The sequence below is a fragment of the Pedococcus ginsenosidimutans genome, from assembly GCF_039544395.1.
GTDB classification, from domain to species: domain Bacteria; phylum Actinomycetota; class Actinomycetes; order Actinomycetales; family Dermatophilaceae; genus Pedococcus; species Pedococcus ginsenosidimutans.
This window is the reverse complement of the sequence record NZ_BAABLO010000001.1, coordinates 731,131-752,299: the sequence shown is the minus strand read 5'-3', so window position 1 is coordinate 752,299 and position 21,169 is coordinate 731,131. Positions and strand designations below refer to the sequence as shown.

The following is a 21,169-nucleotide window of genomic DNA, read 5'->3' as shown; positions in this document are numbered from 1 at the left end:
TCCTCAAGTTCGCTTGAGGTCTGAGTCTGCGCCCTGCGCGCCCCGCCGGGCAAGGCCGCGGAATACCGGGCCTCTCCCGGGGAGTTGCCGCCTGACGTGACCCACGACACCAGCACGACCCCCGGCAGGAGCGCGGTCGGCCTGCGCAGCGAACGCGGACCCGTCCTGCTGGCGGTGATGCTGTGCACCGCGCTCGTCGCCATCGACGCGACGATCCTCGCGGCGGCAGTGCCCGCGGTCGTCAGCGACCTCGGCGGCTTCTCGCAGTTCCCGTGGCTGTTCTCGATCTACCTGCTGGCGCAGGCGGTCTCCGTGCCGATCTACGGCAAGCTCGCCGACAGCCTCGGCCGCAAGCCGGTCATGCTCGTGGGCATCGCGCTCTTCCTCGTCGGCTCGGTGCTGTGCGGGGCGGCGTGGACCATGCCGCTGCTCATCGCCTCGCGCGTGGTGCAGGGCCTCGGCGCCGGCGCCGTGATGCCCATGTCGATCACGATCATCGGCGACATCTACTCGGTGGAGGAGCGGGCCCGCGTCCAGGGCTTCATCGCCAGCGTGTGGGGCATCGCCTCGATCGTGGGCCCCACGCTGGGCGGCGTCTTCTCCGAGTACGTGTCGTGGCGCTGGATCTTCTTCGTCAACCTGCCCATCGGGGCGGTCGCGACCGTCATGCTGCTGCGCGGGTTCCACGAGCGGATCGAGCGCACGAGGCACCGCATCGACTACGCCGGCGCCATCCTGCTCGCCTCGGGGGTCTCGCTCCTCATCCTCGCGCTGCTCGAGGGCGGTCGGTCGTGGGCGTGGCTGTCGGCCACCGGCATCGGGATCGTCGTGGCGAGCGTCGTGCTGCTAGTGGCGTTCCTGTTCGTGGAGAAGCGGGCAGCCGAGCCGATCCTGCCCCTGTGGGTGTTCACCCGGCGGGTCCTCGTCGGCGCCAACGCCGCGTCGCTGGTCATCGGTGCCGTGCTCATCGGCCTCACCTCCTACGTCCCGACCTTCGCCCAGGGTGTCCTCGGCTTCGGCGCGCTGCTGTCGGGCCTGGCCCTCGGCGCCATGACCATCGGCTGGCCCCTCGCCGCAGCCTCGGCCGGGCGGATCTACATGCGCTTCGGCTTCCGCAACACCTCGATCCTCGGGGTGGCGTTCGTGGTGCTCGGCAGCGCGCTCCTGCTGCTCGTCGACGCCCGGACGAGCCTGTGGACCATCGCCGCGTTCACGTTCCTCGTCGGGGTGGGGCTCGGGTACGCGTCGGTGCCGACCCTCGTCGCGGTGCAGTCCTCGGTCGACTGGGACCGCCGCGGGGTCGTCACGGCGACCAACCTGTTCGCTCGCTCGGTCGGCAGCGCCATCGGCGTGGCGGTGTTCGGCGCCATCGCCAACGCGACCCTCGCCAGGGACTTCGCGACGCCGCCGGCGGGAGCGACGGGCAAGCTCCCCAGAACCGCCGACGACGCCGCCGTGGTGCTCGGTGGCGGCACCGGGGTGAGCACCACCGTGCGCGACTTCGTCCGGGCGGCCCTCACCGGCGCCACCCACCAGGTCTTCCTCGGGGTCGTCGTCCTCGCCGTGGCCATGGTGCTCGCGGTGCTCGTGATGCCGCGCCGCACCGAGCCCCTGCGCTTCGACTGACCGAGGCGTCGCGGGGCGACCTACCATCGAGGACATGACTCCTGCCGAGCTGCTGACGGACGCGTTCACCCGGATCCGGGAAGGAGCCGAGCGGGTCGTCGACGGCCTCGATGCCGACCAGCTCGCCCACCGGCCGCACGAGGGTGCCAACACCGTCGGCTGGCTCGTGTGGCACCTGGCGCGGGTGCAGGACGACCACGTCGCCGACGCCGCAGGGCTGGAGCAGGTGTGGACCTCCGGTGGCTGGCACGAGCGCCTCGGCCTGCCGTTCGAGGCGGCCGACACCGGCTACGGCCACTCCGTCGAGCAGGTCGGCCAGGTGCGCGGCGTCGAGGCCGACCAGCTCCTGGGCTACCTCGACGCGGTGCACCAGCAGACCCTTCGGTACGTCGCGGGGCTGGCGCCCGAGGACCTCGACCGCGTCGTCGACCGCCACTGGGACCCGCCTGTGACCCTGGGCGTGCGCCTGGTCAGTGTCGTCAACGACGACACCCAGCACCTTGGCCAGGCGGCCTACGCGCGCGGCCTGCTCGGCTGACCGGAGGGAAGCGACCGGGCCGACCCGGCCGCGGACGCCGGCTCAGCGGTAGCGGCGGGCCAGCTCGACGGCCCGGTGGACGTAGTCGCCACCGAACAGCACCGCGTGCACCATGAGCGGGTGCAGCTGGTGCAGGGCAACGCGCTTCGGCCACTCCGCGTCCAGCCGGTGCTGGGCGAGGTAGCCGCCGATGACGAAGTCCCAGTGCGGGCAGCCGAACAGCGCGAGCATCGCCAGGTCGGTCTCCCGGTGGCCGCCGTGGGCCGCCGGGTCGATGAGGACGCCGCCGCCGGCGGTCCAGGCGATGTTGCCTGACCACAGGTCGCCGTGGATGCGGGCCGGCGGCGCGCCGTCGTCGAACTCCCCGCGTGCCAGCCGGCGCGCCACGGCCTCGAAGACACCGGTCTCGGACCGGTGGTGCCACAGCCCCTGCTCGCGACCGAGGGCGAGCACGGCCAGGATGCGCTGGTCGGCGAAGAACTCGCCCCACGACGCGGTCGGCCGCAGTCGTAGCGGCAGGAGCGAGGTCGCCGGCCCGAGGTAGCCGTCGCCCTCCCACCCGTCGGGGGCGCTCCCGAACGCAGCCGCGCCGGCGTCGTGGGTTCGCGCCAGCCGCGCGCCGAACGCCTCGGCCATCGCAGGGTCGGGGTTGACGAACGACAGCCGCCTCAGGTCGAGGTGGTCCTCCTCCACCGCCACCACGTCGACCACCGGTGCGCCGCCGGGGGCCGCCGCCAGCCACGCAAGCCCGCAGGCCTCCCAACGGAAGTAGCCGTCGGGCGCGGAGGCACTCCCCTTGCGGAAGACCGGGTCGGCGCTCACCCGCCCATCCTCGCCGACGTGGCTCGCGAAGGGGGCTCGCGCGATACGGGATCTTTGCCAAGCCGGACCCGCGCCCATACCGCTCGTTCGCCCGGCGCATGCCGTGCTCCTGCCATCTTTCCCCCATGCCACAGCAGCTCACCCTCCGCGTGCGTCCGCGGCTCGCCGCCGTCGCCGTCCTCCTGCTCCTCGCCTTCGTGGCGGCGACCGCCCGCACCGCGACCGCGGCGACCCCGCTGACCGTCGCGCAGGCCGTCGCCACCCAGAACAACAGCGTCCAGACGGTGCGCGGCTACATCGTCGGTGAGCCCGTGGCGACCAGCACCGTCAACCGCAGCGGCTTCACCGACGACCTGGCGGTCGCGCTCGCGGACACCGCCGGCGAGACCAGCACGTCGAAGATGGTCTACGTCCAGCTGACCACGCAGTGGCGGTCGACGTGGGGACTGCGCACCCACCCCGCCAACCTGGGCAAGCAGGTCGACGTCACGGGCACCCTGACCGCCTACTTCTCGCACGCGGGGCTCAAGTCGCCGTCCGCGATCAGCGCGGTCGGCTCGACGCCCAACCCGACGACGACCACCACCAGCCCGACCTCGACGACGTCCACCACCACGTCGCCCAGCCCGACGGGGACGGCCACCGGCCCGTACGACAGCACCTACTACGCCCCGGCCATCGGGAAGACGGGCAGCGCGCTGCGTGCCTCCCTGCACAGCATCATCAGGAACCAGACGGTCCTCACCTACGACCAGGTCTGGGAGGCCCTCAAGGACACCGACCAGGACCCGAACAACCCCAACAACGTCATCGAGATCTACTCGGGCCGCTCGATCGCCAGGTCCGACAACGGCGGCGGCGTCGACCAGTGGAACCGCGAGCACGTGTGGGCCAAGAGCCACGGCGACTTCGGCACGGCCAACGGCCCCGGCACCGACGTCCACCACCTGCGCCCCGAGGACGTCACGGTCAACAGCACCCGCGGCAACCTCGACTTCGACAACGGGGGCTCGCCCGTGGCCCAGTGCACCGGGTGCCTGAGCGACGCCGACTCGTTCCAGCCCCGTGACGCCGTCAAGGGCGACGTGGCTCGGATGATCCTCTACATGGCGATCCGCTACGAGGGTGACGACGGCTGGCCCAACCTCGAGCCCGACGAGTCGGTCGGCAACGGCACCGCTCCCTACATCGGCAAGCTGTCGGTCCTCAAGGCGTGGAGCGCCGGCGACCCCCCGGACGCGTTCGAAAAGCGGAGGAACCAGGTCATCTACGACACCTGGCAGCACAACCGCAACCCGTTCGTCGACCACCCCGAGTGGGTTGGCGCCATCTGGCCCTGAACACCCCCTGACCTGCGGGTACCGTGTGGAGACGAGCAGCTCGATCCCCTCGGAGGAGACCCATGGTCGACCAGGCCACCAACACCGTCGTGCCCGACGACGACGTCGCAGCGGCCGCCGAGCTGCACGAGGAAGCGGGCTCCCGCGACCTCGACGCCGCCGAGCAGCTGATGCACGAGCTGTCGGGCACCCTCGACGGGGTCGAGGACCTCACGCCGTACCTCGAGCGCCTCGTGCAGGCCGTCAACGCCAACATCGACGGGTGTGACTCCGTGGGCGTCACCGTGGTGATGGAGGACCGCCCGCGGACCGCCGCGTACACCACCGCCGCCACGCTGGAGATCGACGCGGTGCAGTACGCCGTGGGCGACGGACCGTGCCTCGACGCCTTCCGCAACGGCCGGGAGAACCTCGTGGACTTCTCCGGTGGTGAGGAGCGCTGGCCGGCGTTCATGCAGGGCTGCGACCCCGGCGAAGTGCAGACCCTGCTCGCCCTGCCGCTGGTCTCGGCCGACCGCCGCTACGGTGCGCTCAACCTCTACGGCAACGCCCGGCACGCGTTCGACCGCACCGAGTTGCGCCTCGCGCGGATGGCCGCGGCCCGTGCCGCCGACGCCCTCGCCGCCGCCGTCACCCTCGCCGGCGCGCGTGCCGTGGCCGGCCAGATGGAGCAGGCGATGGCCAGCCGCGCCGTCATCGAGCAGGCCAAGGGCATCCTCATGGCGCGTCACGGGATCGACGAGAAGGTGGCGTTCGAGCTGCTGCGACGCCAGTCGCAGGAGCAGAACCTCAAGCTGCGCGTCCTCGCCAGCCAGCTGGTCTCCGAAGTCCGCTCTACCCGATCTGCGGCGATGTGAGCTAGTCTGGAGGGCACCTGAAGCAACCGGGTTTGGCCATTTGGCCATCCGGTTGCTTTTTTTAGTGCCCTGGAGGTGCAGATGAGAGGTCCACACCGCTCCTGCGATCACGGAGCCGTGCGCCCCACTGCCCAGCACGACCTGTCCTCGACGTGGTGCGACATCCCCGCCCGCGCCAGCCGCGCCGCCCTCGGCCGCCCGCAGGAGCATCCCCGCGATGCCGGCGGTTCGTTCCCCGGGCCCGGCACGGTCGACGCCAGCACGCTGCTCGTCTACATCATGGACGTCTACGACCCCTGGTCCTACGCCTACCTGCCGTCGGTGAGCGCGGTGCTGAGTGCGGCGTGCAGCCTCGTCGACGTCGAGATCGTCCAGTCCGGGCACGACACCAGCGGCCGGCCGGACGCCTTGGCCGCCACCGTGGACGCGGTGAGCCGGTCCACCGACGCGTGCTTCGGCGCCGAGTTCCTGGCGGCCCTGCGGTCCGGCTCGCTCGTCGTCGACGCCGAGGCCGCCGCGGCCGGGGTCATCGCCCTGCTCGCCACCGAGCAGATGCCGGTGTCGACCGTCATCGGCGCGGTCCAGCACGAGTTCTTCGTGTGCGGCCGGCCCCTCGAGGCCCCCGGCGTGCTGGGACGGGTGGCGACCAACCTCGGCCTCGACGCCCAGGCCATCGAGCTCTTCGCGGCCTCGGCCCGCGCGCACGAGCTCGCCGCCGAGGACTTCGCCGTGGCCCGCGACCTCAACGTCGGAGGCCGTCCGCTGCTGCTGGCCAGCCGGGGTGACCGACTGTTCGAGTTCGACGGGCTCGGCGCGTCCAGCCAGCGCCTCGTCGACCAGTTCCGCACGGTGCTGACCCGTCCCTGACGCAGCCCCTACCGGGTGAGGGCGGTGTCACGCGCCTCGGGCAGGGTGCCGACGGGGGTGAGGCCATAGGGTCGTCGCATGGCCCGCCCCCACGCCGCTTCCATCGTCGAGGACGCCTGGCACCGACGGCTCGACGCCGTGCTGCGCGGCCGCGGGTGGGGCACCCGGGTCGTGGCCCACACGGGGTACGGGTCGGAGGAGTTCGCGCGCGTGATGGGGCGGGTGCTCCTGACCCGCCGGCCGGAGGTCGAGGCCTCCGCCGACGCCTCGGCCGCGCCCGCGCAGCTGCGGTGCGCCGAGGACGAGCGTCGCGGCTGGCGCGCGTTCATCACCGCCCCCGCGATGGACGTGCCCGTCACCGTCACCATCGGGGCGAAGACCATCCACACCCGCAGCGACCGCAGCGGCTACATCGACGTGCGGGTCAAGGGCCACGGCCTCGAGCCCGGCTGGCACGAGGCTCGGGTGTCCGCACTGGGTGCCGAGGAGGTCGGTGCGGCCGTGGTCGTGGTGTCGTCGACCCAGACGGTCGGCCTCATCTCCGACATCGATGACACCGTCATCTCCACGTCGCTGCCCCGCCCGATGATCGCCGCGTGGAACACGTTCGTGAAGAACGAGAACGCCCGCCACGTGGTCCCGGGCATGGCCACGATGTACCGCACCCTGCTCGAGGACCACCCGGGCGCTCCGATGGTCTACCTGTCGACCGGGGCCTGGAACACCGCGCCCACCCTGACCCGCTTCCTGCGGCGGCACGGCTACCCCGCCGGCCCGCTCCTGCTCACCGACTGGGGCCCCACCAACACCGGCTGGTTCCGCTCGGGGCAGGACCACAAGCGCTCGTGCCTGCACCGGCTGGCCAACGAGTTCCCCTCCATCCGGTGGGTGCTCATCGGCGACGACGGCCAGCACGACCCCCGCATCTACGGCGAGTTCGCCGAGCAGCGACCCGACCGGGTGGCCGCGGTCGCCATCCGCGAGCTGACCCCGAGCGAGCAGGTGCTGTCGCACGGCATACCGGTCTCGCTGGAGGAGTTCGAGCCGATGCGCGAGCGCCACGAGGTGCCGGTGCTCCGGGCGGGCGACGGCTACGGCCTGCTGCCCCAGGTGGAGCACGTCCTCGAGGTGCTCGGCGAGGCCGAGGCCGGCACCGGGTCGGGCTCCGGGAGCTAGCGGGCCGTGAGGTCGAGGTGCGGCTGGGCGGCGCACTTCGGCTCGGTGCGCTCCCTGCCCACGGCGAGACCGACCACGGTCACGACGGCGCCGAGAGCCACGAGCCCGGCGCAGACGAGCATCGCCGCCCGGTAGGCGGGGGCCAGCAGTGCCGGGTCGGCGTACGCCGCTCCCCCGAGTCCCACGAGCGGGGGCAGTGCGGCGACGGCGACGAGGCCGGCGGTGCGGGAGACCGCGTTGTTGACGCCGCTCGCGGTGCCGGCGAGCTCGTCGGGGGCCGCGGCGAGCACCGTGCCGGTCAGCGGGGCGACGGTCATGGAGAGGCCGAGGCCGACGAGGGTCATGCCGGGCAGGACGTGCAGGACGTACGAGGGGTGGCGTGGCGCGAAGGCCAGCAGGACGAACCCCGCAGCCGCCACCAGCGTGCCGCCGGTCATGTAGCGGCGCGGACCGTGCCGGGTGGCGAGGCCACCGAACCGGCTGGCGAGGAGCAGCATCACCACGCTGAGCGGCAGGGTCGCCGCGCCGGCGGCCAGGGCCGACCAGCCGCCTGAGACCTGGAGGAACAGCACGACGAAGAGCAGCGCGGCGGACAGTCCCGCGTAGACCAGGAGCGTGACGACGTTGACCGCGGTGAAGACCCGGTTGGCGAAGAGCCGCGGGGGCACGAGCGGGTGGGCGGTACGGCGCTCGCGCTGCACGAACGTCGCGAGGGCGGCGACGCCCACGACGCCGGCGCCGATGGACAGGACGCCGGGCTGCTCGGGGGCGACGGTCAGGGCGTAGGTGACGCCGCCGAGGCCGGCTGCCGCCAGCACCACCCCGGCCGCGTCGAACGAGTGGTCGGCGCCGGCGTTGCGCGACTCCGGCACGGCGCGGCTCGCGAGCACGATGACGGCCGCGCACAGCGGGACGTTGAGCCAGAAGGCCCACCGCCAGTCGAGGTCCACCAGCCAGCCACCGACCACCGGACCCGAGGCCGACGCGACGCCGAGCAGCCCGGTCCACGCGCCGATCGCGGCCATCCGGTCGTCGGGGTGGAACGACGCCTGCAGGATGGCGAGGCTGCCGGGCACGAGCAGGGCGGCCCCGACGCCCTGCACCGCCCGGGCGGCGACGAGCAGCTCGATCGACGGGGACAGCGCGCAGGCGATGGAGGCGAGGCCGAAGGCCCCGACGCCCACGGCATACACGCGCCGGCGGCCGAACCGGTCACCGAGCGAGCCACCGAGGAGGATCAGGGCAGCGAGCGTGAGGGCGTAGGCGTTGACCACCCACTGCAGGCCGGATAGCTGCGCGCCGAGCTCGCGGCCGATGGTCGGGAGGGCGACGTTGACCACCGTGCCGTCGAGCAGGGCGATGCCGCTGCCCATGATGGTCGTCGCGAGGACGAGCCGGCCCCGGTGGGTGCCCATGCGGAGAGGGGCAGGCGGCTGACCGCTCGCACTGATCACCGGGACATCGTCGCACCGCGTGGGTCACAATGGGCCGGTGCCGGAGCTGCCCGAGGTCCAGGCGCTCGTCGACTTCCTCGGCGAGCGGGTCGTCGGGCTGGCCGTGACCGGTGTGGAGCTGGGGTCGTTCTCGGTGCTGAAGACGTTCGACCCGCCTCCCCAGGCGCTCACCGGGGTGCCGGTCGACGCGGTCTCGCGGCACGGGAAGTTCGTCGACCTCGACTGCGACGGCATCCACCTCATCTTCCACCTCGCCCGGGCCGGGTGGCTGCGCTGGTCCGACGCGGTGCCCGACACCGTCCTGCGGCCGGGCAAGTCCCCGATCGCCCTGCGCACCCGCTTCTCCGACGGCTCGGGGTTCGACCTCACCGAGGCGGGCACCAAGAAGCGGCTGGCGGCCTACCTCGTGCGCGACCCCCAGGCCGTGCCCGGCATCGCCTCCCTCGGGCCGGACCCGCTCTCGCCCGACTTCACGCGCGAGGCGTTCGGCGAGCTGCTCGACGGTCGGCGGTCGCAGATCAAGGGGCTGATCCGCGACCAGGGTTTCATCGCCGGCATCGGCAACGCCTACTCCGACGAGATCCTGCACGTCGCGCGGATGTCACCGTTCGCGCTCGCGTCGAACCTGTCCCCCGAGGACGTCGACCGGTTGTACGCCGCGATGCAGGACACGCTCTCGGCGGCTGTCGCGGCTGCGTCGGGCAAGCCGGCCAAGGAGCTCAAGGACGCCAAGCGGGCGGGGATGCGGGTGCACGGCCGGACCGGCGAGACCTGCCCCGTGTGCGGCGACGTGGTCCGTGAGGTGTCGTTCGCGGACTCGTCGCTGCAGTACTGCGCGACCTGCCAGACCGGTGGTAAAGCGCTGGCCGACCGCAGGATGTCCCGCCTGCTGAAGTAGGGAGGGGCGCCGGTCGGGCTCCTCGGGCGCCCGGGTGTTGACGGTCTGCCCGCGCGGGGCGGACGCTGGTCCGTCAGCGCCCGTGGCCGGCAGCGGCCCGCTACCAGTTGAGGAGGACCGCCATGCCGAGCTTCTCCGGCCTCAACCACGTCTCCCTGAGCGTGACCGACCTCGACGTGAGCCAGCGCTTCTACACGCAGGTGCTGGGCTTCCTCGCCGTCCTCGACACCGGGACCGCCAGGGTCTGCATGCACAAGGGCACCGGGTTCACCATCGCCCTGGTCCGGCACGGCGGCAGCGGCGGTGCGCGCTTCGACGAGGCCAACCCCGGCCTGGACCACGTGGGAATGGCTGCGCGCGACCGCGAGGAGCTCGTCGAGTGGGAGCAGCGGTTCGCCGAGCTCGGTGTGGAGCACTCGCCGATCCAGGACATGCCCCTCGGTCACCACCTCAACTTCAAGGACCCCGACGGCATCGCCCTGGAGCTGCAGGCGCCGACCTCGGCGTATGCCGCGGCCGTGGAGCGGATGCGCAGCGAGGACCTGTCCGACGAGGAGGTCCTGGCAGCAGCGGTGCAGATGGTCGGTGCCGACTTCGTCGCCCGCCAGGACGTCTGATCCGCGCGCCGTCATCGACGGGAACGGGTTGACTGGGACGGTGACGACCCGGTTGCTGCTCATCGCCGACACCCACCTGCCCAAGCGGGCCAAGGACCTGCCCGCCGCCGTGTGGGCGGCGGTCGACGACGCCGACCTGGTCCTGCACGCCGGTGACTGGGTGGACGTGGCCTCGCTCGACGCCCTCGAGTCGCGGGCGGCGCGGCTGGTCGGGGTGGCGGGCAACAACGACCACGGGGTGTTGCGCGAGCGGCTGCCGGAGTTCGCGACCGTGACGGTGGAGGGCCTCCGGTTCGGGGTCGTGCACGAGACCGGGCAGGCGACGGGCCGCGAGGCGCGCTGCGACGCGGCATACCCGGACCTGGACGTGCTCGTCTTCGGCCACAGCCACATCCCGTGGGACACGACGACGCCGCGAGGGCTGCGGCTGCTCAACCCGGGGTCACCGACCGACCGTCGGCGCCAGCCGTCCTGCACCTACATGACGGCCGAGGTCGAGGACGGCGAGCTGACCGCGGTCGAGCTGCACGAGGTCGCCCGGCCGTCGGAGAACCGGGCCTGAGCGAGCTCCTGCCTCAGGCGTGCGGCGGTGGGGCCTGCGACACGTTGACCGTGGGGACCCCTTCGCCGGAGCGGGCGATCACGGCCAGGGACGGCTCCCGCCCGGGGTTGGACTCCCGGTGCACGGTGAACGCCGGGACCCGCACGTAGTCCCCCGCGACGGCGTCGACCCAGCCCTCGACGCCCTCGCACTCCAGCCGCAGCACCCCGCGCACGACGTAGAGCATCGAGACGTTGGTGTCGTGGTGGTGCCAGCCGGAGACGGCGCCCGGCTCGGTCACCACCTGGCCGGCCCAGAGCCCCGGGACCTCGAAGGCGCGCCGCCGCGCCATCCCCGATGTCGGGTCGGTCGCGAGCAGCTCATCCTCACGGACGACGCGGACGGGCTCGGGCTTCTCCACCCGCCCAAGGTAGCCCCGCAGAACCCGTACGACATTTTCGTGGAGTCGATGTCGAAGAACTGGTTCGCTGTTCGACGCATGCGTGAAAGAGCAGTGACACCCACATCGGAAGGAACAGTGACATGCCTCGCTTCATGGGATTCGTCAGGATGGAAGAGGGCATCGGTGCGCCCCCGCAGGCGCTGATGGACGCGATGGACACCTACATCGGTGAGCAGGCCGCCAAGGGCGTCTTCCTCGACGGTGGCGGCCTGTACGGCACCGAGGACGCGGTGAACTTCGTCGTCCGGAAGGGCGAGACCTCGCGGGTCGACGGTCCGTACGCCGAGTCCAAGGAGGTCGTCGGGGGCTGGGCGATCATGCAGTACGACACCGTCGAGGAGGCCATCGCCGGGCAGGAGGAGTTCGCCGAGCTGCACGCGAAGTACTGGCCGGACTGCTCGATGGTGGCCACCATGCGCCAGATCTCCGACGCACCGCCGGAGGCGGCCGGCGCCTGAGCCGACGCGAGGGGACCGGATGCCGCGACGTCTGCGGCATCCGGCCTCGTAGTCTCGGGGCGTGCCAGACCAGACGCCCACCACCGAGGCGATCACCACCGCGTGGCGGGCGGAGTCCGCCCGGCTCGTCGGCGCGCTGACCCGGATGACGCGCGACGTCGGGCTCGCCGAGGACCTCGCGCAGGACGCCCTCGTCGCCGCACTCGAGCAGTGGCCCGAGACCGGCGTCCCGACCAACCCGGCGGCCTGGCTGATGACCACCGCCAAGCGACGCGGGGTGGACCACTTCCGCCGTGCCGAGAACCTGCGCCGCAAGACCGAGGAGCTCGGCCACGCCCAGGTCGGTGGAGAGGAGGGCCAGGTGCCCGATCTCGAGTCCCAGGTGGACCACATCGAGGACGACGTCCTGCGCCTGATCTTCCTGTCGTGCCACCCCGCCCTGACGCCGGAGTCGAGGGCCGCGCTGACCCTGCGGCTGGTGGGCGGCCTCACGACCGCTGAGATCGCGCGCGGCTTCCTGGCCACCGAGTCCACCATGGGCCAACGGATCTCACGGGCGAAGAAGACCCTGGCCGAGGCGCGCGCGGAGTTCGACCTGCCGACCGGCGCCGAGCGGGTCGAGCGCCTCGACGACGTGATGGCCGTGATCTACCTGATCTTCAACGAGGGGTATGCCGCCGCGGCGGGTGAGCACTGGATGCGCCCCGCCCTCGCGGACGAGGGCATCCGGCTGGCGCGGATGCTCGCGGCGCTCGCGCCCACCGAGCCCGAGACCCTCGGACTCCAGTCGCTGCTGGAGATCCAGGGCTCCCGTGCCGCCGCCCGCGTGGACGACGCCGGGGTGCCGGTGCTGCTCGAGGCGCAGGACCGGACCCGGTGGGACCAGGAGCTGGTCCGGCGGGGGCTGGCCGCGCTGGCCGGGGCGCGGGCGCTCGCTGCTCGCGGGAAACCGGTCGGGAAGTACTTCCTCCAGGCATCGATCGCCGCCCAGCACGCGCGCGCCCGTCGGGCCGAGGACACCGACTGGCGCCAGATCGCGAGGCTGTACGACGTGCTGGCCCGTGCGGCTCCGGGACCGGTTGTCGAGGTCAACCGCGCTGTCGCCCACGGCCGCGCGTTCGGCCCCGACGCGGGTCTGGCGGTGCTGGCAGCGGTCGATGCGTCGGGTGCCGCCCAGCTCGGCGACTCGCCGATGCTGCCGAGCGTGCGGGGAGACCTGCTGGAGCGCGCGGGTGCACACGCCGACGCAGCCGCGGCGTTCACCGAGGCGGCCGCACGGTCGCGGAACGAGGCAGAGCGCACCGTGCTGCAGCGGCGGGCCGAGGAGAACCTGGCTCGCATGTCGAAATCCGGCTGACCCGTTCGACGTTCGGTCACAGTCCCCAACGAGCCCCGGACGAGCCCTGTACGAGGCCCGAACGAGCCCCGTACGAGCCCCGACGCAGGAGTCATCATGAGCACCGTGAGCGCCACCACCAGCACCCGTTTCGTCACCTCCGCCGACGGCACGCGCATCGCCTACGACGTGACCGGCACCGGACCGGCCGTCGTCGTGGTCGAGGGCGCGCTGTGCCAGCGCTCGATGGGCACGGCGAAGGCGCTGATCCCGCTGCTGTCGCAGGACCACGCCGTCCACGCCTACGACCGCCGGGGCCGCGGCGAGAGCGGTCCCGGCTCGGCGCCGTACGCGGTGGAGCGGGAGGTGGAGGACCTCGTGGCCGTGCTCGAGGTGGCCGGGCCGGACGCGCTCGTCGTCGGCGCCTCGTCGGGGGCGGCGCTCGTCCTGGACGCGTTGCGGGTGGGCGTGCCGACGGGGAAGGTCGCGTTGTACGAGGCGCCGTTCATCGTGGACGACACCCACGCGCCCAACGACCCCGACCTGGGCGTGCGCACGCAGGCCCTGGTCGACGCGGGCAAGCGGGGCGAGGCGGTGCAGCTGTTCATGCGCACGGTCGGCGTGCCTGGGTTCGGCGTGATGATGATGCGCGTCATGCCGGTCTGGAAGAAGCTCTGCGGCGTCGCGCACACCCTGCCGCACGACTACGCGATCGTGCTGGAGCGGCAGCAGGGTGAGCCGCTGCCGGACGGCTGGCTGGCCGGTGTCACCACCCCGGTCCTGGTCATCGTGGGCGGGAAGAGCCCGCAGTACATGAAGAACGGGCAGTCGGCGCTCGCGGCCGCGCTCCCCCACGGGACGTTGCGCGAGCTGCCCGGGCAGACGCACATGGTCAAGGGAGCGGCCACGGTCCCCGCGCTCCGGGAGTTCTGGGCCGGCGTCAGCTGAGCGGGAAGCAGCTCGCCGACCGGCGGATCACCCGGCTGCTCGGGCGGGCCGCGCCCGCGTGCCAGCCTCCGGACTGACTACGGCGGGGTACTCCTTTCGGTTGGTTCGTCCCGAATGGGTCGTCTGTGCCGGTGGTCGGGCGCTTGGATGGTGTCGTCAACCTCGTGCGACCGCTGGATGACAGCGGAGTGGGGTCAGGGGCGTCTGCGCCCGACCACCCGACGGGGACTCACCGACCGAAGGACCTTCTCGACCATGCTCAACCTCAAGCGCCTCGGCGCTGTCGTCGCCGCGGCCGCGCTCTCCCTCGGCGTCGCGACCTCTGCCTCCCCGGCGTCCGCCAGCACCACCGGCTACGGCTCGTGCTCCATCGCCGCGCCCAAGACCCTGTCGATCACCTCGCGGTACAAGGCGGTCTCGCTCGGCCTCGGCAGCGACTGCATCAACAGCGGGGTGGACTACGCGTCGTGGGACCTCTACCACCCCACCGAAGGCTGGAACAGCATCGCCATCTTCGACGGCACCACCAGTGACATCTGGGACGTGTACGACTGGGACGTCACGCCCGGCAGCCGGTACACCTGGCGCCCGTCGATGGCCTACGACCTCAACTACGACGACATCGCCCAGAACAGCGCGTACACCGACGTCAAGCTCGGCTCGTACGCCACCCTCGCCACCTCGCGGTCCGGCAGCTACGTCACCCTCTACACGAAGACCGCGCGGTACTCCGCCGACTCGGGCAGCTTCGTCCGCTGGGCAGCGCCCCGCGGGACCATCCAGTACTACGGCTCCAAGGGCTGGACCTACCTGCGCTACGCCTACCAGAACACGAGCGGCACCTCGTCCTACAAGGTCTACGCGCCCAAGGGCCGGTCCTACCGCGTGGTCTTCCCGAGCAGCACCATCGTGTGGGGCGCGACCACCAAGGGCATGTACCGCTGACCCGCGTCAGCCCGCGCGGCATCCGCCGCGGTGTCTGCGCGGGCTGTCGGTGAGCGCTGGTTGTCGGTGAGCCGTGGTTGTCGGTGAGCGCTGACAGGATGGCTGCATGCCCGGCGAGGAGACGCCCGAGGAGCTGGCCGAGGAGTTCGCCGGCCAGCCGGTGATCTCGTTCGCGACCGTGCCCGACTGCGAGGCCTGGTTCCGCGAGCACCACGGCGACCAGCGCGGCTTCTGGCTCAAGATCGGGAAGGCCGGTGCAGCGCAGACGGTCGGCTACGCCGAGGCGCTCGACGTCGCGCTCTGCCACGGCTGGATCGACGGGCAGAAGCGGGGGTACGACGAGCGCTACTGGTTGCAGCGGTTCACGCCGCGCGGGCCGCGGAGCAAGTGGTCGCAGATCAACCGGGACAAGGCCGAGGCGCTGGTCGAGGCTGGTCGCATGCAGCCGGCCGGTCAGGCGCAGGTCGACGCGGCCAAGGCCGACGGCCGGTGGGCGGCCGCGTACGCCGGCCAGAAGAGCGCGACCGTGCCCGACGACCTGGCTGCCGCGCTCGCGGCCGACCCGCAGGCCAAGGCGTTCTTCGAGACCCTCTCGGGCGCCAACCGCTACGCGATCCTCTACCGCGTCCAGGACGCGAAGAGGCCCGCGACCCGGGCAGCGCGCATCGCGAAGTACGTCGAGATGTGCCACCGTCACGAGACCCTCCACTGACTTCTCGTTGCCCGCCGGGCCTGGGAAACATCTCGAAGATTCTTTGTGGCAGGTTGTCGTATCGACGTGAACCCGTTCGTGGTGAGGGTGAGAGGCGGCCACACGGACCGCCCCGGACCAAGGAGATCGACATGACGCAGTACCTGCTTTCCGTCCACGGCCCGGCCGAGCGCAACGAGTTCGGCGAGTACGGCTCCAAGGAGGAGATGGAGAAGGCGTTCGCCGCGACGGGTGCCTTCAACGACCAGCTCAAGGCCGACGGCTACTGGCTGTTCGCCGGCGGCCTCCAGCAGGCCACGACCGCCACCGTCGTCGACGGCACGGGCGAGACCCCGGTCATCACCGACGGGCCCTACCTCGAGTCCAAGGAGTACATCGGCGGGTTCTGGATCATCGACGCCCCCGACCTCGACGTGGCGCTCAAGCTCGCCGCCGAGGGCTCCAAGGCGTGCCGGGGCAAGGTCGAGGTCCGACCGTTCGAGGGCCTGGCCTGAGCCAGGTCTGATGTGACGGAGCCGGGTATGGCGACGCGGGGCGAGGGGGCGGGCGACCGGCCGGCCCCGGGCGACGGGGCGGCCGTCGAGCGGGTCTTCCGCGAGGAGTACGGCCGCCTCATCGCCTCGCTCGTGCGCCGGTTCGGCGACATCGACCTCGCCGAGGACGCGGCGGGCGAGGCCCTCGTGGTCGCGTTGGAGAAGTGGCCCGTGTCCGGCGTGCCGCCCAACCCCGGCGGCTGGCTCACCACCACAGCCGCCAACCGCGCGATCGACCGGATCCGCCGCGAAGGCCAGCGCGACGCCAAGCACCAGGCGGCCCTGATGACCCATGACGACACACCCCACTCACCCGTCGGAGTGGTCGAGGACGACCGGCTCCGGCTGCTCTTCACCTGCTGCCACCCGGCGCTCGCGCCGGAGGCCCGGATCGCCCTGACCCTGCGGCTGCTCGGTGGCCTGACCGTCGCCGAGATCGGGCAGGCCTTCCTCGTCCCCGAGACGACGATGGCCCAGCGGATCACCCGCGCGAAGAAGAAGATCGCGGCGGCGAACGTGCCCTACCGCGTGCCGTCGGCTGATGACCTGCCCTCGCGGCTCAGTGGAGTGCTGACGGTGCTGTTCCTCGTGTTCAACGAGGGGTATCTCGCCAGCGGGGACGGCTCGCCTGTGCGGTCGGAACTCACCGGGGAGGCGATCCGGCTGACCCGGGTGCTTCGGGCCTTGCTGCCCTCCGAGCCAGAGGTCACCGGGCTGCTCGCCCTGATGCTGCTCACCGAGGCGCGACGGTCGGCCCGCGTCCGTGCAGGTGTCCTGGTGCCGCTGGACGAGCAGGACCGTGGCGGCTGGGACCGCTCTTTGATCGCGGAGGGGCATGCCCTGGTGCGCGAGTGCCTGGCGACCAACCGGCCCGGGCGCTACCAGCTGCTCGCCGCGATCAACGCCGTCCACACCGACGCCCCCAGCGCGGCGGACACCGACTGGTCGCAGGTGGTCGCGTTGTACGACCAGCTCGTCCGACTCGACCCGTCACCGATCGTCGCCCTCAACCGAGCCGTCGCGGTCGCGGAGCTGGACGGGCCGTCGGTGGGTCTGGCACTGGTGGACCGGCTGCCGCTCGAGGGCTACCACCCCTGGCACGCCGTGCGTGCCGACCTCCTGCGCCGGCTCGGCCGCAGCGCCGAGGCCAAGGACGCGTATGCCGCCGCCATCAGCTCGACCCAGAACGTCGCCGAGCGCGCGTACCTGGAGAGGAAGTTCAGCGAACTCGTTTAGCGACGCAGTTCCCGCGATGGCGCGGTCAAAGGCGGCGGAATGCCGCACCCGCCCGGATCGCGGCAGATCGGGCGAGGCGAAGACGCTCCTTGGACGCCACGAACAACCCCCGTGCCATTGGCATGAGCGGACGCGCCTGCCGCCCGCCCACGACGAAATGACTGGACGCGCGGTGCGCCTCGCCATATGCGAGCCTTAGACTGTCCCTCCTGCCAGCCGTATCTGCCAAGATCCGAATCGTTGACCTACGTGACTGACATACAAGGCGCTGGCGACCTCGCCGTCCGATTCCGTAACGCAATTGAAGCCGCCGCCACGGAGGGTCGGCTCGAGTCGCATCACTTCGATAACTTCCCTCGCGGAGCGTGTGGCCCCTCCGCCCGGATTCTTGGTCAGTACCTGCAAGACCGTGGCTTTAGCGTCTGGGACTACCGATCAGGCGTAGATGCCGACGGGCAGACGCACGCATGGGTGGAACAAGAGGGGTGGATCATCGACATCACGGCCTGTCAGTTCGAGGACGTCGACGAAGCAGTGGTTGTCACGAAGGATGATTCGTGGCATAGGCGATTCGCACGGATGGCCTCCTATCCGTATGCCGATCTGTCGGCCGACGGCCCTGCACTGCGTCGTGACTACAGACTTCTCGTCACCGAGGCGGATGCACTGGACTGACGACGCTCTTGCGCCAGCCTGCCAATGACACATAAGACGCGGCGCGCTCTAAGCTCCGAATCCGCAGTCCAATCCTGAGGAACACTCGAGCGGAATGGCGCTCTCGAAGCGCGTCCCAAACTCCCCGAGTCCAAGGTCGGGCTGCCTTTGAGCCCTTGGCTCGCTGGGCGCTCGTGAAGCGCCACAGAGGAATGCCGGGGTCAGGTCCACGAGGTTAGTGAGTTCGCGGAAATCGGAAAGCCAGCGTCGTCACTCTTCGCCGGCGGCGGCGGTGTTGCCGTCGGGATTAGGCCTTGGGTTGCCAGAACGGATACCAAGTGGGCGCTGGCCGCGGCTATCCGGCGCCCTACCGGAGGGGCGCCGAAGCGATATCCCCTAAAGCCTAGGCGGGTTATGTCGACTTCCATGATGACGGTGGGGTCCAAGTGCGACGATGCGGGTCAGAACGACCCAATGGGTGGTGGAACGGATGAGTTCGGACTCTGGTCATCGTGACCTTGAGGTGCTGTATCTCGACCATGCGGATGCGATGCACCGTGCGGCGGCTCGAGTGCTGCGCGGAACGCGCGTCGCGCACCGTTATCAGGACGCGGTGCAGGACGCGGTGGTGTCCCTGATGTCGAGTTGGCCAACTGGGAAGGTGGAGAACTGGGAGGCCTTTATGGTCTCGGTGGCCCGACGCAAGGCGTTGGACATTCTGAAGTCCGCCGACGTTCGTCACCCTGACTACAAGCCCGTGGAGGAGCACGATCCGCTCGACGAGGAAGACGTCGCCGAGACTGTCACCAGCGTCCTGGACCAGGACCACGTGGTGAAGGCTGCGCGGGAGAAGCTGGCGCTGTTGCCCGACCGGGACCGGTACGTGCTAGAGCAGTACAAGGCGCTGGGTCGCCCCGGCCGCGAAGTTGCCCGCGAACTCGGCATCAGCCCCGGCCGCGTCAGCCAGATTGCGACAAGCGCCCTGAAGACAATGGGACGCATGCTGAAGGAGGAAGGAGTGACGTGGTGAACGACAACGACTACGACGACCGTCTGGCTGACCTAGTGAGCGCACGCGCACTCCACCCGGACATGGCTACCCCCGACGGGGTCACCCCTGCCCAGTGGGAGGAGGTTGGCCGCCTGGCAGACATCGAGAACATCCTGTTCGACGACGCTCACGGGGCGCCGTCGCTGCACCAGGACCCGGTGGCAGCCATGCTCGGCCTGGTGCCTGACCCGCATCTGAGCTTGGACGGGCCGGCCCTGACTCGGGTGCGCAAGGGCGCCGGCGTTGCTGCCAGCGAACTGGCGAAGGCGCTCAGCGGTCGCGGATGGCACGTGAGCACCGGGGACGTGCTGCGGTGGCAGACAAAGAACGCAAACGACGTGTCCCCAGCCTTGCTGAAGGTGATTGCGGCTGAGCTGGGGTCGACCGTGGAGCAGCTGACCGTCGACCGCAGCAACGCTGATGAGTCCGCCGCGCTGATCGCAGTGACGTCAAGCTCGGCTTTTGCTGCCCTGGTGGACAGGTTCGCCCTGGTGCGGGGGGTGACGACTTCGGTGGCGGCGTCGACGTTGCGTTCTCGGGCGCTGGCCGCGGCGCACCGTGGGCAGGTCCCGACCCCGGATGAGTGGCTCTTGTCGTTGGATGCTTTCGTGAGCGCGTTGGAGGACGACGATTGAACCTTGACGCGTGTGTCGAGGCAGCGCTGCGGGTGCTGCCCGCGGGCGTGGGTGAGCGGTTTTCCCAGGACCCGTCCGCGGTGTTGGGTGAGCTCGGCCTGAAGGCGCGCCCGGTGGATGAGCTCACGCAGCACCGCGACGACGACGGCGCGTGCGACGGCATCTCGTTCCTCGAAGATGGCGTCATCCTGTTCGTGCGAACTCCGGCGTCCAAGCGGCAGAACTTCACTCTGGCTCACGAGGTCGGGCACTGGCTCATTGACCAGTGCGACACTGAGCTGGACTGGCTGGCCGACCAGCCAAACGCGGGCAAGCAGCTGGAGACGGTTTGTGACCGGGTGGCGTCCCAGCTCCTGCTGCCGCACAGGGCGGTGGAGGACGCACGCGGCACCCAACCGTTGGCTGCTCGGCATGTTCTCGAACTGTTCGAGTCCAGTCATGCGAGCCGACCGGTGTGTGCGATTGCGTTGGCTGACACCCTTCACGAACTTGGTGCCGTCGTTATCATCGACGCCGTCACGCACGTGGTGACGCATTCGAGTGTGCACCCTGACCCGGACCGTGGCTGGCCGCAGGTGTTCCCGTGGGCGGGTCAGCCCGTGCCGCCGGGGCATCGGCTCAAGCAGCTGGCTGACCAGGGGCACTTCGGGGCCCGGTCGTTCTGGGCAACGCCGTGGGGGGCGCAGCAGCCGTACTACATCGACGCGCGGCGCGACGGCAGGTGGATTGTTGCCGTGTTCGCTGACACGGACGTGTGGGGTGTTGAACGGTTACACCTAGACGGCCCGCGCGCGTTCATTCAGCGGCCCGAAGGTGAGGTGTACTGCTGCGGTGCAGTTCAGAGCGCCCGCGGCCTCCCGTGCGACACGTGTGGGTCGCACTACTGCCCGAAGTGCGGCAAGTGCGGTTGTGACCGTCAGGCACAGCGGGAGGTCCTGTGCGCCGGCACCTGCTTCATGCAGTACCTGCCGCACCTGCTCGTCGACGGGCTGTGCGCACAGTGCCGCGAGTGACCCGCCAGGGGTAAACGTTCGGCCGGCTGCGTCGACTTCCATCCGACAGGGCACCACACCGCGAACTGCGGCGGGGGCTGTCGGGACGGAGGTGATGAGCGTGGCGAAGAACACCGGTCGCGGGCACCGCAACGGTGCTGTCAGCGGTCGCAGCGAGTTCAAGGTGGGCAACACCTGGTTTAAGCGCGACACGTCGACGGGCCGCATCCTCAACGGCAGCCCGAACCAGCACAAGGGCGTCCGCAACGAGCGGTAGCCGGTTGGCCTGGTGGCAGCCCACCCCTGCCACCAGGCCACGCACCCTTCGCTCACGCACCCAACATCAACAGGCACCCACGCCAACTCCGGCACCCGGGCATGAGGTCTGACCAACCCTGCGGGACCGGGGCGTCGCTCGACATTCTCATCGTCTGACCGCGGCAGCTTCTGCCATCACAATCAACACGAAA

General features: G+C 71.0%; 24 protein-coding genes. 21 read left to right on the top strand and 3 right to left on the bottom strand.

The window, feature by feature from the left end; genetic code table 11:
• Positions 1–96 precede the first annotated feature (96 nt).
• Together ABEA42_RS03765 and ABEA42_RS03760 are read left to right on the top strand one after the other, a co-directional pair.
• The gene (locus ABEA42_RS03765) at positions 97–1,626 is read left to right on the top strand and encodes an MDR family MFS transporter (RefSeq protein ID WP_425571980.1); all 1,530 of its coding nucleotides are present in this window, start codon (positions 97–99) and stop codon (positions 1,624–1,626) included.
• A gap of 34 nt (positions 1,627–1,660) precedes the next feature.
• A complete protein-coding gene (locus tag ABEA42_RS03760) occupies positions 1,661–2,164 on the top strand; it encodes a mycothiol transferase (RefSeq protein ID WP_345501283.1) in 504 nt (167 codons plus the stop codon).
• Positions 2,165–2,206: 42 nt separating this feature from the next.
• Here ABEA42_RS03760 and ABEA42_RS03755 read toward each other — a convergent pair whose 3' ends face one another.
• Complete coding sequence (locus tag ABEA42_RS03755) at positions 2,207–2,986, bottom strand: fructosamine kinase family protein (protein ID WP_345501282.1); 780 nt, start codon at positions 2,984–2,986, stop codon at positions 2,207–2,209.
• A gap of 125 nt (positions 2,987–3,111) precedes the next feature.
• Between ABEA42_RS03755 and ABEA42_RS03750 the strand changes: the two genes are divergently transcribed.
• The 4 genes from ABEA42_RS03750 to ABEA42_RS03735 all read left to right on the top strand — a co-directional run bounded on the left by ABEA42_RS03750 (position 3,112) and on the right by ABEA42_RS03735 (position 7,226).
• Entirely contained in the window at positions 3,112–4,326 is a 1,215-nt protein-coding gene (locus tag ABEA42_RS03750) for an endonuclease (protein WP_345501280.1), read from the top strand.
• 62 nt (positions 4,327–4,388) lie between these two features.
• Entirely contained in the window at positions 4,389–5,183 is a 795-nt protein-coding gene (locus ABEA42_RS03745) for a GAF and ANTAR domain-containing protein (RefSeq protein ID WP_345501278.1), read from the top strand.
• Between the two features lie 117 nt (positions 5,184–5,300).
• Positions 5,301–6,050 carry a DsbA family protein gene (locus ABEA42_RS03740; protein WP_345501277.1) on the top strand — a complete coding sequence of 250 codons (750 nt, stop codon included), beginning with the start codon at positions 5,301–5,303 and terminating at the stop codon, positions 6,048–6,050.
• A gap of 78 nt (positions 6,051–6,128) precedes the next feature.
• Positions 6,129–7,226, top strand: coding sequence for an App1 family protein (locus ABEA42_RS03735; protein WP_345501276.1), 1,098 nt, complete (start codon positions 6,129–6,131; stop codon positions 7,224–7,226).
• On the opposite strand, the gene ABEA42_RS03730 is transcribed toward ABEA42_RS03735, so the two are convergent.
• A complete protein-coding gene (locus ABEA42_RS03730) occupies positions 7,223–8,641 on the bottom strand; it encodes an MFS transporter (protein WP_345501275.1) in 1,419 nt (472 codons plus the stop codon). The genes ABEA42_RS03735 and ABEA42_RS03730 overlap by 4 nt on opposite strands.
• Before the next feature lie 76 nt (positions 8,642–8,717).
• On the opposite strand from ABEA42_RS03730, the gene ABEA42_RS03725 reads away from it, so the two are divergent.
• The 3 genes from ABEA42_RS03725 to ABEA42_RS03715 all read left to right on the top strand — a co-directional run bounded on the left by ABEA42_RS03725 (position 8,718) and on the right by ABEA42_RS03715 (position 10,757).
• Positions 8,718–9,578, top strand: coding sequence for an Fpg/Nei family DNA glycosylase (locus ABEA42_RS03725; RefSeq protein ID WP_345501274.1), 861 nt, complete (start codon positions 8,718–8,720; stop codon positions 9,576–9,578).
• Between the two features lie 122 nt (positions 9,579–9,700).
• Positions 9,701–10,195 carry a VOC family protein gene (locus tag ABEA42_RS03720; RefSeq protein ID WP_345501272.1) on the top strand — a complete coding sequence of 165 codons (495 nt, stop codon included), beginning with the start codon at positions 9,701–9,703 and terminating at the stop codon, positions 10,193–10,195.
• A 40-nt stretch (positions 10,196–10,235) separates the two neighbouring features.
• The gene (locus tag ABEA42_RS03715; protein ID WP_345501270.1) at positions 10,236–10,757 is read left to right on the top strand and encodes a metallophosphoesterase family protein; all 522 of its coding nucleotides are present in this window, start codon (positions 10,236–10,238) and stop codon (positions 10,755–10,757) included.
• Positions 10,758–10,770: 13 nt separating this feature from the next.
• On the opposite strand, the gene ABEA42_RS03710 is transcribed toward ABEA42_RS03715, so the two are convergent.
• Positions 10,771–11,157 (bottom strand): cupin domain-containing protein, encoded by a 387-nt coding sequence (locus tag ABEA42_RS03710; RefSeq protein ID WP_345501269.1) that lies wholly within the window; start codon positions 11,155–11,157, stop codon positions 10,771–10,773.
• Positions 11,158–11,279: 122 nt separating this feature from the next.
• On the opposite strand from ABEA42_RS03710, the gene ABEA42_RS03705 reads away from it, so the two are divergent.
• The 12 genes from ABEA42_RS03705 to ABEA42_RS03650 all read left to right on the top strand — a co-directional run bounded on the left by ABEA42_RS03705 (position 11,280) and on the right by ABEA42_RS03650 (position 20,976).
• Entirely contained in the window at positions 11,280–11,657 is a 378-nt protein-coding gene (locus ABEA42_RS03705) for a YciI family protein (RefSeq protein WP_345501268.1), read from the top strand.
• Positions 11,658–11,718: 61 nt separating this feature from the next.
• Positions 11,719–13,014 carry an RNA polymerase sigma factor gene (locus tag ABEA42_RS03700; RefSeq protein ID WP_345501266.1) on the top strand — a complete coding sequence of 432 codons (1,296 nt, stop codon included), beginning with the start codon at positions 11,719–11,721 and terminating at the stop codon, positions 13,012–13,014.
• A gap of 96 nt (positions 13,015–13,110) precedes the next feature.
• A complete protein-coding gene (locus tag ABEA42_RS03695) occupies positions 13,111–13,941 on the top strand; it encodes an alpha/beta fold hydrolase (protein ID WP_345501264.1) in 831 nt (276 codons plus the stop codon).
• 255 nt (positions 13,942–14,196) lie between these two features.
• Positions 14,197–14,886, top strand: a complete 690-nt coding sequence (locus ABEA42_RS03690) for a hypothetical protein (protein WP_345501262.1) — start codon at positions 14,197–14,199, stop codon at positions 14,884–14,886.
• A gap of 106 nt (positions 14,887–14,992) precedes the next feature.
• Complete coding sequence (locus ABEA42_RS03685; protein WP_345501260.1) at positions 14,993–15,598, top strand: YdeI/OmpD-associated family protein; 606 nt, start codon at positions 14,993–14,995, stop codon at positions 15,596–15,598.
• Between the two features lie 131 nt (positions 15,599–15,729).
• Positions 15,730–16,092 carry a YciI family protein gene (locus ABEA42_RS03680; protein ID WP_345501259.1) on the top strand — a complete coding sequence of 121 codons (363 nt, stop codon included), beginning with the start codon at positions 15,730–15,732 and terminating at the stop codon, positions 16,090–16,092.
• 27 nt (positions 16,093–16,119) lie between these two features.
• Positions 16,120–17,367 (top strand): RNA polymerase sigma factor, encoded by a 1,248-nt coding sequence (locus ABEA42_RS03675; RefSeq protein ID WP_345501257.1) that lies wholly within the window; start codon positions 16,120–16,122, stop codon positions 17,365–17,367.
• 249 nt (positions 17,368–17,616) lie between these two features.
• Complete coding sequence (locus ABEA42_RS03670; RefSeq protein WP_345501256.1) at positions 17,617–18,042, top strand: hypothetical protein; 426 nt, start codon at positions 17,617–17,619, stop codon at positions 18,040–18,042.
• A 502-nt stretch (positions 18,043–18,544) separates the two neighbouring features.
• Positions 18,545–19,051, top strand: a complete 507-nt coding sequence (locus tag ABEA42_RS03665) for a sigma-70 family RNA polymerase sigma factor (protein WP_345501255.1) — start codon at positions 18,545–18,547, stop codon at positions 19,049–19,051.
• Positions 19,048–19,707: a hypothetical protein gene (locus ABEA42_RS03660; protein WP_345501253.1), complete on the top strand. Its 660-nt coding sequence runs from the start codon at positions 19,048–19,050 to the stop codon at positions 19,705–19,707. The genes ABEA42_RS03665 and ABEA42_RS03660 overlap by 4 nt, the downstream gene beginning before the upstream one ends.
• Positions 19,704–20,720 (top strand): ImmA/IrrE family metallo-endopeptidase, encoded by a 1,017-nt coding sequence (locus ABEA42_RS03655; RefSeq protein WP_345501252.1) that lies wholly within the window; start codon positions 19,704–19,706, stop codon positions 20,718–20,720. The genes ABEA42_RS03660 and ABEA42_RS03655 overlap by 4 nt, the downstream gene beginning before the upstream one ends.
• Before the next feature lie 100 nt (positions 20,721–20,820).
• A complete protein-coding gene (locus ABEA42_RS03650) occupies positions 20,821–20,976 on the top strand; it encodes a hypothetical protein (RefSeq protein ID WP_345501428.1) in 156 nt (51 codons plus the stop codon).
• The last annotated feature ends 193 nt before the right edge of the window (positions 20,977–21,169 follow it).